The 12,812-nt window shown below is 70.4% G+C and carries 12 protein-coding genes; 4 read left to right on the top strand and 8 right to left on the bottom strand.

Going from position 1 to position 12,812, the window contains the following annotated elements; translation table 11 throughout:
* Positions 1–52 precede the first annotated feature (52 nt).
* Positions 53–1,984 (top strand): IPT/TIG domain-containing protein, encoded by a 1,932-nt coding sequence (locus ACIA1L_RS02250; RefSeq protein WP_396070555.1) that lies wholly within the window; start codon positions 53–55, stop codon positions 1,982–1,984.
* Between the two features lies 1 nt (position 1,985).
* Here the strand turns inward: ACIA1L_RS02250 and ACIA1L_RS02245 are convergent, their stop codons facing one another.
* Positions 1,986–3,176 (bottom strand): hypothetical protein, encoded by a 1,191-nt coding sequence (locus tag ACIA1L_RS02245; RefSeq protein WP_396070554.1) that lies wholly within the window; start codon positions 3,174–3,176, stop codon positions 1,986–1,988.
* 158 nt (positions 3,177–3,334) lie between these two features.
* Between ACIA1L_RS02245 and ACIA1L_RS02240 the strand changes: the two genes are divergently transcribed.
* Positions 3,335–4,024, top strand: coding sequence for a hypothetical protein (locus tag ACIA1L_RS02240; protein WP_396070553.1), 690 nt, complete (start codon positions 3,335–3,337; stop codon positions 4,022–4,024).
* Here ACIA1L_RS02240 and ACIA1L_RS02235 read toward each other — a convergent pair.
* The 7 genes from ACIA1L_RS02235 to ACIA1L_RS02205 all read right to left on the bottom strand — a co-directional run bounded on the left by ACIA1L_RS02235 (position 4,021) and on the right by ACIA1L_RS02205 (position 10,882).
* A complete protein-coding gene (locus ACIA1L_RS02235; RefSeq protein ID WP_396070552.1) occupies positions 4,021–4,470 on the bottom strand; it encodes a YdeI/OmpD-associated family protein in 450 nt (149 codons plus the stop codon). The genes ACIA1L_RS02240 and ACIA1L_RS02235 overlap by 4 nt on opposite strands.
* A gap of 61 nt (positions 4,471–4,531) precedes the next feature.
* Positions 4,532–5,056 (bottom strand): hypothetical protein, encoded by a 525-nt coding sequence (locus ACIA1L_RS02230; protein ID WP_396070550.1) that lies wholly within the window; start codon positions 5,054–5,056, stop codon positions 4,532–4,534.
* Between the two features lie 30 nt (positions 5,057–5,086).
* Positions 5,087–5,848 (bottom strand): hypothetical protein, encoded by a 762-nt coding sequence (locus ACIA1L_RS02225; RefSeq protein WP_396070549.1) that lies wholly within the window; start codon positions 5,846–5,848, stop codon positions 5,087–5,089.
* Between the two features lie 93 nt (positions 5,849–5,941).
* Positions 5,942–7,141 carry a S8 family peptidase gene (locus tag ACIA1L_RS02220; protein ID WP_396070547.1) on the bottom strand — a complete coding sequence of 400 codons (1,200 nt, stop codon included), beginning with the start codon at positions 7,139–7,141 and terminating at the stop codon, positions 5,942–5,944.
* Positions 7,142–7,229: 88 nt separating this feature from the next.
* The gene (gene ligD / locus ACIA1L_RS02215) at positions 7,230–8,189 is read right to left on the bottom strand and encodes a non-homologous end-joining DNA ligase (RefSeq protein WP_396070545.1); all 960 of its coding nucleotides are present in this window, start codon (positions 8,187–8,189) and stop codon (positions 7,230–7,232) included.
* A 180-nt stretch (positions 8,190–8,369) separates the two neighbouring features.
* The gene (locus ACIA1L_RS02210) at positions 8,370–10,202 is read right to left on the bottom strand and encodes a diguanylate cyclase domain-containing protein (protein ID WP_396070544.1); all 1,833 of its coding nucleotides are present in this window, start codon (positions 10,200–10,202) and stop codon (positions 8,370–8,372) included.
* Positions 10,203–10,303: 101 nt separating this feature from the next.
* The gene (locus tag ACIA1L_RS02205) at positions 10,304–10,882 is read right to left on the bottom strand and encodes an antibiotic biosynthesis monooxygenase (protein ID WP_396070542.1); all 579 of its coding nucleotides are present in this window, start codon (positions 10,880–10,882) and stop codon (positions 10,304–10,306) included.
* Positions 10,883–10,963: 81 nt separating this feature from the next.
* On the opposite strand from ACIA1L_RS02205, the gene ACIA1L_RS02200 reads away from it, so the two are divergent.
* Positions 10,964–11,677, top strand: coding sequence for a WD40/YVTN/BNR-like repeat-containing protein (locus ACIA1L_RS02200; RefSeq protein WP_396070541.1), 714 nt, complete (start codon positions 10,964–10,966; stop codon positions 11,675–11,677).
* Positions 11,678–11,767: 90 nt separating this feature from the next.
* A complete protein-coding gene (locus ACIA1L_RS02195; RefSeq protein WP_396070539.1) occupies positions 11,768–12,796 on the top strand; it encodes a fatty acid desaturase family protein in 1,029 nt (342 codons plus the stop codon).
* Positions 12,797–12,812 lie beyond the last annotated feature (16 nt).

The following is a 12,812-nucleotide window of genomic DNA, read 5'->3' as shown; positions in this document are numbered from 1 at the left end:
CAACCGTGCCGATGGGGGGTGCCTTGCATCGCCCCAAGGAAGGACCCCCCGGATGCGTCTGATGTCCCGCGCGCGGTACCGCGGCTGGCTCATGGTGGCCGCCGCCGCACTCACCGCCGCCCCGGTCACGCTGACCGCCACACCGGCGTCGGCCGCGCCGAGCACCGGCAAGCTGCCGCACGCCGTCGGCGGGCTCATCACCAGCGCCACCCGGACCCCGGCCCGGGTGCCCGGCGGGGTGCAGGCGTTCGACGTGGTGCCCGACAGCGTCGACCTGCGGCAGTACGCCCCGGCGGTCGGTGACCAGGGCCAGATCAGCTCGTGCGTCGCCTGGACCATCGGCTACAGCATCATGGGCTACTACGCCAACCGGACGAACGGCAGCGGCGCCCCGTACGCGCCGCTGTTCCTCTACCAGCGCAACGTCGTCCGGGGCGGTGCGCCGAACGCGGGTCTGAACCCGGACAGCGTGCTGGCGAATGTGCAGTCCGCGGGCATCGACACCCAGGCGGACTACTTCCAGGGCACGACCGACTGGAAGACCCCGCCGACCCAGGCACAGATCGACAACGCCAAGCAGTACCGGGTCAGCAACTACCAGCTGCTGTTCAACGGCGCGAACCAGGGCACGGCCGCCCAGAACTCGATCAAGCAGGCGCTCGCCACCGGCGCCCCGGTCGCCCTCGGCATCCCGGTCTACAAGGACTTCATGAACCTGGGCGCGCACTCGCTCTACAGCACGACGACCGGCGGCAACCTGGGCAACCACATGATCGCGGCGTACGGCTACGACGCCCAGGGTGTGATCATCCGCAACTCCTGGGGCACCCGGTGGGGCAACAACGGCGACGCCAAACTGTCCTGGGCCTTCATCACCAAACAGGCGATGACCGGGTACGCCGTCAAGGGCACCACCACCCCGGCCACCCCGGTGACTCCCTCCCCCGCCGTAGCCGGACTGTCGGTCACCAAGGGCACTGCGGGCACCCAGGTCACCATCACCGGCAGCAACCTCGCCGACGTCACCGCGGTCCGGTTCGGCAACACCGCGGCCACCTTCCAGCCGCAGACGGCAGCGGGCATCACGAAGCTCGTCGCCACCACGCCGACGCTGGCCGCCGCGGGCCTGGTCGACGTGACGGTCACCAGCCCGGCGGGGAGCAGCACCGCGAAGACGAAGTTCACGTACTCGCCGCCGCCGCCCGCGGTCACCGCGCTCACCCCGGACCGCGGCGTTTTCTACGGCGGCACGGTGGTCACCCTCACCGGCACGTCCCTCATCGGTGTGACCGGCGTCAAGGTCGGCACCGCCGCCGCGCCGTTCAAGCAGGTGTCCCCGACGTCGCTGACCTTCACCGCCCCGGCGGTGAAGGCGGCCGGTCCGGCCACGGTCACCGTCACCACCAAGTCCGGCGTCAGCACCACCACCGGCCAGTACACGTACGTGAACCCGCCCGCGCCGACCGTCACCGAGCTGACGCCCGCGACCGGGCCGACCTACAAGACCACGCCCGTCGTCGTCACCGGCACCGGCTTCACCGGCGCGACGTCGGTCACCGTGGACGGCTCCGCGGTCAAGTTCTCCGTGGTCTCGGCCACCCAGCTCAAGCTCACCCTGCCCGTCCACGCGGCAGGGACGGTCACCCTTCGCGTCACCACCGCGGGCGGACCGTCCACGGTCGACGGCACCTTCACGTACGTCGCCCCGCCGGCGCCGGTCATCACGGCTCTTAGCGCGGTGACCGGCTCCACCAAGACAGCGACCGCGGTCACGATCACCGGCACAGGCTTCACCAACGCCACGGCCGTGCTGGTCGGCTCGACCAAGCTGACCTTCATCCGGGTGTCGGACACCCAGCTGAAGGTGTCCGTCCCGGGACGGGCCGCGAGCACGGTCGCCGTCACGGTGACCACGCCCGGCGGGACCAGCGCCGGGACACCGTTCACCTTCGTCGCTCCCGCCCCCGTCGTGAAGAAGAAGTAGCTCAGCGGGCGCAGGAGTCCAGGGTGGACAGCGGGCAGATGCGCGCCCGCGGGTAGTAGTCGCCCATCACCGCCTCCGCGGTGGCGGGCAGCCCGTCCGGCGGCACGTCCAGCACGGACTTGCCGAATCCCGGGACCGGCATCATGTTGCGCAACAGCACCAGATGCCGGGCCCGGGGGGACGTCAGCGAGAACGGTACGAAGGTCATCCCACCGACGGCCTCGATGCGGGCACGTTGTGCTTCCGTACCGATGACGAAGGTGTAGTTGCCGCCCAGGTCCAGCGAGGTCACGTCGTCGTGGCGGCACCCCGGATCGGTGTTCCCGTCCGGCAGGTCGTTGACCACCACCGGATAGTCCGGGACGCGCAGATTGGTGCAGAGCGACCAGTAGCGCATGTCGTCGCCGCGTTGGGGCCACGGGTGCGGGTGCGGCTGGTCCGGGCTGGCCGCCGCCCGGCCGCGCACCACCACCACGTTCTTCTCGCCCGGCGGGGTCACCCAGGTGCTGAGGTAGCCACTGTCCGGGTTGGGGAAGAGCTGGTCGTTGCCGGTCGGCCGGACAAAGGTCAGGTCCGGCACCGGAATTCTCGCCGCTGAGCTGCCCGCCGGAGCCGCCTGGGCGGCGGGCGCATGTCGGGTCGAGCACGGTGGCAAGGTCTGGCTCTGACCGCCGTCGGTGATGGTCAGCGTGGGCAGCACGACCGGCGCCGAGGGGCCACCCGTGGGCAGATAGATCCGATAGACCAGCGAGCCGAGGGCACCGTTGGGTGATCCTTCCGGCGCCAGCGGCAGCACGTTGGTGTCACCCGGCGCGACAGACCGCCGCAGCTGCAGTGTGTACGTCCCACCTGCCACGGCTGGCACCTGCCACGGGTTGACGGAACCCGGGTCCGGCGCGATCTCGTAGTCGGCCCGCGCCGACGAGACGCCGTTGCTGGTGAACGTGCCCTTGTACCCGTCGTAGACGGCGAAGGAAAAGTATCGGGCGTCCGGAAAGACGCCGGTGACGGTGATCTGCCGGCCCAGGTTCGCCTTGATGGGCATCACCCAGTAGCGGGCGTTGGTGTCGGGCAGAGCGACGTTCTCGGCCTCTGCCCCGACTTCCTCGGGCCAGGCGCAGGTCGGACCCGCAAGAGCGGCGCTCGCGCTCGCGGGTGCGGAGAACAGGGACCCCAGGAGGAGCAGCGCCATGGCAGCTCGGACTCGCCTCATCCGTTCAGGACAACATGACAAGATAAAGACATTGTTCAATGTTAAGGCCATCCCGATGAACATCACAGTAGGTGATCTTCAGGCGACCCTGGGCTGAGGCCCGGCGCGCACCGCCCCGGGTCTGCCATCATTGCCGGATGCTGGTGCCCGGCCGAATGCTGCGTGGTGTGCTCGCGATCGTCGCCGTGGCGACCTTCGCCGGATGCTCGTCGGACGACGACGAACCGGACGGCGGCAAGCTCACCGTCTCGATGATGCAGAACGCCTTCCTCAAGCCCGCCGACATCGGACCAACCTGGAAGGCGCCCACCGAGTCGGCACCGCCGACGACCCTGGTGAGCATCTGCGGCGGCGACACCGAGCCCGCCATCATCCCGGGCAAGCCGTCGGTCACCTCCGCACCGCTGGCCGACGAGGGCACCGAGGGCGCGCAGAGCATGACCCAGATCGCCCTGGTCTACGACGACATCATCTCGGCGTCCACGGCACTCGCCCAGCTGCGGACGGTCGCTGACGCCTGCCCCAAGAGCGTGCAGAAGCCCGCCAAGACCGGGGACCGCGAAGAGCCAGCCTACACCGAGACCGCCACCACCTCGGCACTGGAAGAAAGCGCCTGGATCGGCTTCGTCACCATCCGCAACAAGCAGTACGACAAGGCGCACGCGGCCACCGCCGACGTGGCGGTGGTCGCCCTGAGCCGGGAAAACGTCGTGCTCATCGACCAGTACGCCATCTACCGGCTGGGCCGCTCCGACGCGAGCGCCAACCCGCAGTTCACCGCCGACTGGCAGAAGCTGATCGGCACCACCCTCAACCGGGTGAGCTAACGCGCCCGGCCCTCGGCCAGCATCGCGACCGACTTGGCGATCCGCCGCTCCCGGGTCGCCTCGGACTTGGCGCCCGTGACCTGCAGGACGTGCCAGCTCTGATTGCTGAAGGAGAGCCCCGCCCAGAACGCTTGGGCGGCCGGCTCCGCGGCGAGCGCGGCCGCCAGGTCGGCCGGAACTTCCACCGTGCGGACGGCCGTGTCGAGTGCCACCTCGACGTCGAGCACGTCGCCCGCCGCAATCCCCGCCTCGGCCCGGCGCTCCGCGCTGACCCCGAGCCAGTAGGTGCCACCCATCCGCGCGATCGAGCCGCGCCACTGGTGACCGTTGACCTCCACGACCACCTTGGGCCGACCGCCGCCGCCCAGCTCGGCGACGACCTCGTCAGCGACCTGGAAGCCGGTGGTCGTGCCGCCGGTGGCCTGCAGCTCCGCCGTGAATCTCATGCCGCTGAGACAATCACGGATCCCCGACCGGGTCCAGGAAACACGCAGCTCAACCCCCGGGTCAGGCCACGGTCGCGGCGGCCGACTCGACGGCGGCGCGCAGGCACTGGGCGAGCCCGATCGCCTGGACGATCGACAACACGGGCGCGCGCAGTTCGAAGATCAAGCTCTGTTTCACGGCCGTCAGCCCGCCATGGTTGCGCAACTCGGCGACCGGAGTGCCGGCCTCGTCGGCCAGGGTGAAATCCCGCGCGGTCCAGGTGCCCTGGGTCGTGAGCACCCGCCCGTCCGGCAGCGACACCACGCCGCGTCCGGTCGGGCCGGTCCAGCCGCTGAACTTGAGCGAGAGCAGGAACTGCGACTGCGGACCCATGAGCTCGTACTTGTTGCCCCAGAACCCGGCCTGCCCGCCGGTGGCGAGCACCTCCTCGCCGGCCGCAGCGAGAATCTCGAAACGTCCGCGCGCGTTCCACGTTCCGCGCCGAATGGTGGCGACGGGCACGCCGTCGCCGGACGTGACACGGGAGGTGGTGCCGAAGAACGACGCGTCGGGGAGCAGCAGAATACCGACCGATGGCGTGAACATCCGTCAATCCTCGCCGGTCCGTGCAAGTGGTCAGGTGCTCTCATACCACCCGCAGTCGGAGCACACGTCGAAGCCTCGGAACTGGGCGAGGCGGCGACGGGCGCACACCGGGCACACCACCCGGTAGCGCTCGCGGCGGTGCCGGGCGCGGCCGGTCGGATGGACGATGGTGAAGAACATCCGGCGCTGCCACTCGCCGTCACCCGGGTCCGCGGCGACGACTCCGTAGTGGTGTCGGACGTCGACGCGGACGAGCAGCCCGGTGGCGGCGTCCGGCCTCGGCGGCACCAGCAACAGGGGCGCGACATCCGCCGGTTCCGCGTCGTCGACTCCGGAGATGATCGATGCGGCGCGGCGGACACCGCCGGTGCCGAGCGGACCGATCGGCAGGTCCCGACACCAGGGCGGGCGCGGCCCGGGGTCGGACTGCCCGAGTCGGGTCCGGAAGAGCACCCACAGGCCGAGCGGTGCCGAGCCGACCAGGCCGACCTTCACGTCGGCGCCCCGGCCGTCGTTCAGGCCCAGCACCTGCGGAATCCGGGCCGAGCGGGGCGCGGCCGCCACCGCGATGCCCATGCCGGGATAGAGCACTTCCGCGACCGCCTCGGTGAACCGCCACAGGGCACCCCGGGCGATCGGCCCGGCGATGGCCTCGCAGTCGGCGGCGGCCCACTCCGACACCCGCCGTTGCTGCGGCCGGTCCGGGAGCTGCACGCGCCGGGGCAGCGGAATCCCGGCGGGCTCGAACCAGGACGGTCGCTCGCTCGGTTGGTCTCGGTGGCCTGCACGCATTGACACATGCTGACACCGCACCGATCCGCTCGGCCACGACGAACCGGCGGCGGGTACCCCGTTAGGAGTACCCGCCGCCGGTCTCAAGGCGGGTCAGAAGCCGCCGGTGTAGAGGAGCCGGTTGGGTGAGCCGTTGCCGGGACTGGTCACGACGTTCGGGGTGGAGCCGGACACGATCGCCGTGTGCACCTGGGCCGCCGTCGCGGTGGGGTTCTTCGCCAGGTAGAGCGCCGCAGCGCCGGCCACATGCGGGGCCGCCATCGACGTGCCGCTGATCGTGCTGGTCGCGGTGTCGTTCGTCGCCCAGGCCGAGGTGATGCCGATGCCCGGGGCGAAAACGTCGACGCAGGTGCCCCGGTTGGCCCAACTCGACTTCTTGTCCACGTTGTCCACGGCGGACACGGTCAGCGCGGTCGGCACCCGGGCCGGGGACTGGGTGCAGGCGTCGAGCGCGAAGAGGCCGAGGAAGCCGTTGCCGGCGGCGATCGAGTAACTCACGCCGGAGGCGATCGAGCGGGTCACCGCGTTGTCGAGAGCGGTGTCGGCGCCGCCACCGAGGCTCATGTTGGCGACCGCGGGCTTCACCGCGTTGGCGGTCACCCAGTCGATGCCGGCGACGACCTGTGCCGTGCTGCCGCTGCCCTGGCAGTTCAGCACGCGTACGGCCACGAGCTGCACGCTCTTGGCGACGCCGTACGCCGTCCCGCCGACCGTGCCCGCGACGTGCGTGCCGTGGCCGTGGCAGTCGTCGGCTGTGCCGCCGTCGACGGCGTCGAAGCCGCTGGTGGCCCGGCCGCCGAAGTCCTGGTGGGAGGTACGGATGCCGGTGTCGATGACGTACGCGTGCACGTTCGCCGCACCGGTGGAGTAGGTGTAGGCCTGGTTCAGCGGCCGGTTGCGCTGGTCGATGCGGTCCAGGCCGTACGAGGGCGGGTTGGTCTGGGTGTCGCTGGCCCGGTGGATCTGGTCGGCCTGCACGTACGCGACCGCGGGGTCAGCGGCCATCCGGCGGGCCTGCTGGGCGCTCATGGTCGCCGCGAAGCCGCGCAGGGCGTGCGAGTACGTCTGCCGTACCGTTCCGCCGTGCCGGCTCGTGAGGGTTTTCGCCTGCCCGGCCACCGCCGCGCGGTCCTCGTGGAGGACGACGACGTAACTGTCCGGCACGACCTCGGCGCCGGGCGCGGCGAGGACGGCTTTCTCGGCGGGCGCCGCGGTTGCGGGCGCCGGCACGCCGAGAGTAGTCAGGGCGACGGCCGCTGTAGCTGCGATCGTCCACCGCACGGATTTCTGCATGAACGCCTCCCGATGTGACGGGTTGACTGCGTTCCGTGAAAGTAACAGTTACATCGATGCTTGAGAATGTTTCATGACTGTCCGAATTTCAGTCCGTGGCCGCGGGGCCCTCGAGGCCCGCCCGCTCGTCACGATCCGCCCATTCGAGCAAAGGGCGCAGGTCATGGGCTATGTCATCGATTCCGGCGTGCAGGTCACCCAGGTCAGCGAACCGCGCCGGAACCGTGACGATCGTGAAGTCGTCCGGCGCGGCAACATCGATCTCATCCCACCGGATCGGCGTGGAGACCGTGCCCCGCTGGTTGCCGCGCACCGAGTACGCGCTCGCGATCGTGTGGTCCCGCGCGTTCTGGTTGTAGTCCACGAACAGCTTCGAGGGATCACGGTCCTTGCGCCACCAGGTGGTGGTGACGTCGTCCGGCGCCCGGCGCTCCACCTCCCGGGCAAATGCCAGCGCCGCCCGCCGGACCTCGCCGAAGCCGTGCTCGGGCCGAATGCGGACGTACACGTGCAGGCCCCGCCCGCCGGACGTCTTCGGGTAACCGACGATGCCCAGCTCGTCCAGCACCTCATGGGCGACGTGCGCGACCCGCCGCACGGTGGCGTAGTCACAGTCCGGCATCGGGTCCAGGTCGATGCGCCACTCGTCAGGCTGCTCCGTGTCGGCCCGCCGGGAGTTCCACGGATGGAACTCGACCGTCGACATCTGCACCGCCCAGATCACCTCGCCGAGCTGGGTGACGCACAGCTCGTCGGCGTGCCGGTTGTAGCGCGGGAAAGTAACCCTGACGGTGGAGAGCCACGGCGGCGCGCCGTTCGGCACCCGCTTCTGGTGCACCTTCTCCCCGGCCAGGCCGTCGGGGAAGCGGTGCAGCATGCACGGCCGTTCCCGCAGCGCCCGGACGATGCCGTCGCCCACGCTGCGGTAGTAGTTGACGAGGTCGAGCTTGGTCAGCCCCAGCTCGGGGAAGTAGACCCGGTCCGGGTTCGACACCCGCACCGTGTGCTCCCCCGCCTCGACCTCGACAGCGGGCGACTTAGCGGCCATGGATCACAACGTAGCGGCTGAGGTCTGTCCTGCGGGGCATGACGGCCTGCGCCGGGCCCAGCTTCCGCCTCGCTGCGCGGTCCGAACGGCCGAGTACAACACCGGTACTCGCCCGCCCGGCCCACTTGCTAGCCGAAACCTGGACTCCGTCTCGGCGTCGCCATGCCCCGCAGGACAGACCTAGGCCTCCGAGCGGTGCCGACCCACGTGGAGCAGGTGCCGCTGCTCGGGGATCGCCGCGTTCCGGCCACCACCGAGGTGCTTGATCTCGTACATGGCGTGGTCCGCGGCGCGCAGGGCCTGGTCCGGGTCGTCGGCGGCGTTCGCGACGTGCACGCCGACGCTCGCGCCGATGACCACCTCGTTGCCCTGGACGTAGAACGGCTGCTCGATCGCGAGCCGGACCCGGGTGCTCATCGCGTCGGCGTCCGTACGGTGATAGATGCCCGGCATCAGCACCACGAACTCGTCGCCGCCGACCCGGGACAGCACGTCGCACTCGCGGACGCAGGAGGCGAGCCGGTCGGCAACCTGGCGCAGCAGTTCGTCGCCCGCCTCGTGGCCGTGCGCGTCGTTGACCGGCTTGAAGCCGTCCAGGTCGACGAAGAGCACCGCCACCGGCTCCTGCCGCAGCGACGAGCCGAGTGCGTCCTGCATCCGGCGCCGGTTGGGCAGCCCGGTCAGCGCGTCGTGCTGCGCTTCGTGGGCCAGCCGCTCCTGGAAAGCACGGGTCTCGGAGACGTCCCGCGCGTTGATGACGATGCCGTTCAGCGCCGGGTTGTGCATCTGGTTGGACGCGGTGAACTCGAACCACGTGGCGTTGCCCGACGAGTTCAGCACCCGGCACTGCAACCGCAGCACGCTGTCGCGCTGGTCGAACAGCCGCCCGAACGCCTCCCGCATGCCCGGCCGGTCGTCCGGGTGGACGAGGTCGAACACGCTGCTGCCCTGCAACGACCCCGGCGGGAAGTGCAGCACGGAGGCCGCGCTCGGGCTGGAGTACGACAGCTTCCCGTCGGCGTCGAGCACCGCTACCATGTCCGGCGCGTGCTGGAACAGGGCCGCGAACTTCTCGTCCGCCCGACGACGCTGCACCTGGGTGCGGTAGCCGAGGATCGAGATGCCCACGACGCCGATCAGCAGCATCGCCAGCAGGGTCACGTTGATGGTCTGGCTGCGCCGGTGCACGGCGCCGTCGAACGAGGCGGTGGTCTGCGTCCGCACGTACGCCCAGCCACTCGGCAGCGGGTCGCCGGTGACCGCGATCGCCAGCATCTCGACGCCGTCCGACTCGTACTCCACGAAGATCGGGCCGGCCGGGTTGGCCCGGGCCGCCGCCACGATCGCGGGATCGATCCGTGAGCCGATCTTGCTGATGTCACTGCTGATCCCGACCACGCCGGCGCCGTCCACGATCTGGGTGGTGTGCGCGGAGGCCTTCAGCTTCGTCGTGTACGCCTGCAGATTCGTGTCGGTGAACTTGTTGAACCCGACCAGCAGCGCGACCGGTGCGCCCTCGACCTCGATCGGGATGGCCACGGCCTGGACGGCGCTCGCCACGCCCTTGGCGTCGGTCACGCTCATCACCGGCGAGAAGCCCGGCTTACCGGCGAGCAGCAGCTCCCGCATCGCCTGGTAGCCGGGGTCGTCAGCGTCCGGCAGTGGGTTGCGCCGGGTCGCATTGAGGAGCTTGCCGTCCAGCGAGGTCAGCGCCGCCCCGTACGGGAACAGCTCCGACTTGCGGATGTACTTCTCCAGGACCTGGCGGTCGGCGGCCGCCCCCGGCGCCAGCGTGAAGGGATGGCCCGAGGCGAACTCGCTCAGTTCCTTGGCGGAGAGCAGCTGCATCGACCCGGCCAGGGTGGCGTTGTTGACGGCCAGCGCCTGCGAGTCGGTGCGGTGCACCGTGTCGGCGGCACGCAGCGCCGAACGGTTCACCAGCACGCCGACGATGCCGACAGCCGCCAGCAACAACACGCTGACGACCACGGCGATCCAGTTGCGCAGCCGCATCGATTGCCTCCTCGCCGGGACTCAATCGGGCGGAGGCGGGCCGACTTAAAGGGTTTCCAACAGGTAGCAGGGTCACCTCTGCCCCATCGGCCCCACCAGCATCAGCGGGGTTTCCGCCACGGTGCAGAACGGCCTTGCAGCCACCACTGCAGAGAGCTGGTGAGTTGCGGCAGCACGAAGTAGGTCATCAGCGGCGTCAGGCACAGGGTGGTCGCCAACGTGCGCAGGACGAGGTGCTGCCCCTCCAGCGCCGGCGCGAGGGTGATCCCCGACAGCAGACTCAGCGGGAAGAATCCGATCCAGATCACCACGGCCTGCTTCCACCGCGGGGGCGGGCTGGCGGGCGGGGAGAGGTCGTCCACCGACAACTCCCGGGGCGGGTCGAACCAGCCCTCGATGCCGGTCCGCTTCTCCACCCGGGTGTGCTCCACCATGCCCTGCGCCGAGGACAGCCACCACCGGCGTTGCGGCGATTCCTCCCAGGCCCGCAGGGCTTCCGCGTCCGCGAAGCGGTAGAGCATGTGCCAGTCCGTCGAGCCCAGCACCGGCCGGACCCAGCCGACGCCGAGGAAGCCCGGAAAGTCTTCGGCCAGCGTGACGCCGGCGCGTACCCAGGCCAGCATCTCCGCGTTGCGCGACGGATCGGCCTTGCGGGTGATCGCGACGGTGACGGTGTCCATTCCCCCATGATCGCAATGTCGGCGGCGGCGAGGGCGGCGAGGAGAACATCCGCAGCCGGCGCAGGAGTAGATTCCGCAGACATGATTCGACAGCTTTCGATGGCCGCGCTCGGCCTGGCGACCCTCACCGCCACGAGCGGCCCCGCGGCCGCCGCCGACACGGCACCGTCCTGGCAGCTCACCGAGACCGGCGTCACCGCCCGCTTCCGCGGCCTCGCCCCGGTCGACGCGCACACCGCTCGGGTGGCCGGCTCCGGCGGCACGATCCTGCGTACGGTCGACGGCGCCGCCACCTGGCAGCGAGTCGACCCACCCGGCACCACCGACCTGCAGTTCCGTGACATCGAAGCGTTCGACGCCCAGCACGCGGTGGCCCTGACCATCGGCGAAGGCGACCAGTCCCGCCTGTACGCGACCGGCGACGGCGGCGCCACCTGGACCGAGACGTTCCGCAACGACGACCCGGCCGCCTTCTACGACTGCGTCACGTTCCTCGACCGCCGCCACGGCCTGGCCCTGTCCGACCCGGTCGACGGCAAGTTCCGCATCCTCGCGACAACGGACGGCGGCCGTACCTGGACCCCGGCCCGCGCCGAACCGGGTGAGTACCGCTCCGGCGCAGCCTGGTCGGCCGCCCGGACAGTGCTCGCCGTCGGCCCGACCGGCAGCGACATCAGCCGCGACGGCGGACGGACGTGGACAGAATTCGACCCGGGCAGCTTCGACGCGGTGCGCTGCGCCGGCGGGGCCTGCTGGGCGTCCGGCGAACAGGGCCGAGTAGCCCGGCTCCACTGATCAGCCGGGCTGGGGGTGGGGCTGCCCCCACCCCGCTTCGGGGGGCCAGCACTGCTGACGCCCAGCCGGCGCGTCGCAAGGCTGGACGCCATGACGACGACCACCTTTGCGCAACGCTCGACTGCCGGCAGCGACTTCGCCGAACTGGCCCGGCGGATCAACCGGGCAGGACTTCTCGACCGCAAGCCCGGCTACTACGCCGTCCGGCTCGGCGTCGTCACCGTGCTGCTGGCCGGCGGCTGGACCACGTACTTTCTCATCGGCTCCTCCTGGTGGACGCTGGCCGTGGCCGCCTTCCTGGCGGTGATTTTCGCCCAGGTCGCGCTGGTGGCGCACGACCTCGCCCACCGGCAGGTGTTCCGCACCGCGACGGCGAGCGCCCGCGCCGGGCGGATCGCCGGCAACCTCGCCATCGGCATGAGTTACGGCTACTGGATGGACAAGCACACCCGGCACCACGCCAACCCCAACCACGACGACCTCGACCCCGACGTCGGCCCGGGCGTGCTGGTCTGGTCCCCCGAGGCAGCTGCCGCCCGCCGCGGTCGCTTCGACCGCTGGCTCACCCGCAACCAAGCTTGGCTTTTCTTTCCCTTGCTCTCCCTGCTCGGGCTCAGCCTGAAGAAAGACAGCATCAAAGCTTTACGTACGGGCACAGTCAAGCAAAGCCGCCTGGAGAAAGCCCTCCTCGCCGCCCACCTGACCGGTTACCTGGCCGCCCTGTTCCTGGTGCTCAGCCCCCTGCAAGCCGTGGCCTTCCTCGTCGTGCACCAGGGCCTGTTCGGCAGCTACCTCGGCATGACCTTCGCTCCCAACCACAAAGGCATGCCCCACCCGACCGGCACCGAAGACTTCCTCCGCAAGCAGGTCCTGACGTCCCGCAACGTCCGCGGCAGCCGACTGACCGACATCGCACTCGGCGGCCTCAACTACCAGATCGAGCACCACCTGTTCCCGGCCATGCCCACCCCGAACCTGCGCAAAGCCCAGCCCATCGTCCAGGCCTACTGCGCCGAACTCGGCATCCCCTACGAAGTCACCGGCCTCTTCGAGTCGTACGGCATCGCGCTCCGCCACCTCCACGACGTCGGCGCACCCCTACGGACGCCTGCGGAATAGCTCGGCAGGCCGTGGC

Origin of the sequence: Actinoplanes sp. NPDC051859 (assembly GCF_044452725.1) — a bacterium.
In the GTDB taxonomy this organism is placed as follows: Bacteria; Actinomycetota; Actinomycetes; order Mycobacteriales; family Micromonosporaceae; genus Actinoplanes.
This window is presented reverse-complemented; position numbering and strand designations above follow the sequence as displayed.

What these genes read in the sequence shown, in the direction of transcription:
- ACIA1L_RS02220 (WP_396070547.1), bottom strand. Translation starts at nt 7,141, where the DNA reads ATGCAGAAATCCGTGCGGTGGACGATCGCAGCTACAGCGGCCGTCGCC.
- ACIA1L_RS02195 (WP_396070539.1), top strand. Translation starts at nt 11,768, where the DNA reads ATGACGACGACCACCTTTGCGCAACGCTCGACTGCCGGCAGCGACTTC.
- ACIA1L_RS02200 (WP_396070541.1), top strand. Translation starts at nt 10,964, where the DNA reads ATGATTCGACAGCTTTCGATGGCCGCGCTCGGCCTGGCGACCCTCACC.
- ACIA1L_RS02205 (WP_396070542.1), bottom strand. Translation starts at nt 10,882, where the DNA reads ATGGACACCGTCACCGTCGCGATCACCCGCAAGGCCGATCCGTCGCGC.
- ACIA1L_RS02250 (WP_396070555.1), top strand. Translation starts at nt 53, where the DNA reads ATGCGTCTGATGTCCCGCGCGCGGTACCGCGGCTGGCTCATGGTGGCC.
- ACIA1L_RS02245 (WP_396070554.1), bottom strand. Translation starts at nt 3,176, where the DNA reads ATGGCGCTGCTCCTCCTGGGGTCCCTGTTCTCCGCACCCGCGAGCGCG.
- ACIA1L_RS02240 (WP_396070553.1), top strand. Translation starts at nt 3,335, where the DNA reads ATGCTGGTGCCCGGCCGAATGCTGCGTGGTGTGCTCGCGATCGTCGCC.
- ligD (WP_396070545.1), bottom strand. Translation starts at nt 8,189, where the DNA reads ATGGCCGCTAAGTCGCCCGCTGTCGAGGTCGAGGCGGGGGAGCACACG.
- ACIA1L_RS02225 (WP_396070549.1), bottom strand. Translation starts at nt 5,848, where the DNA reads ATGCGTGCAGGCCACCGAGACCAACCGAGCGAGCGACCGTCCTGGTTC.
- ACIA1L_RS02235 (WP_396070552.1), bottom strand. Translation starts at nt 4,470, where the DNA reads ATGAGATTCACGGCGGAGCTGCAGGCCACCGGCGGCACGACCACCGGC.
- ACIA1L_RS02230 (WP_396070550.1), bottom strand. Translation starts at nt 5,056, where the DNA reads ATGTTCACGCCATCGGTCGGTATTCTGCTGCTCCCCGACGCGTCGTTC.
- ACIA1L_RS02210 (WP_396070544.1), bottom strand. Translation starts at nt 10,202, where the DNA reads ATGCGGCTGCGCAACTGGATCGCCGTGGTCGTCAGCGTGTTGTTGCTG.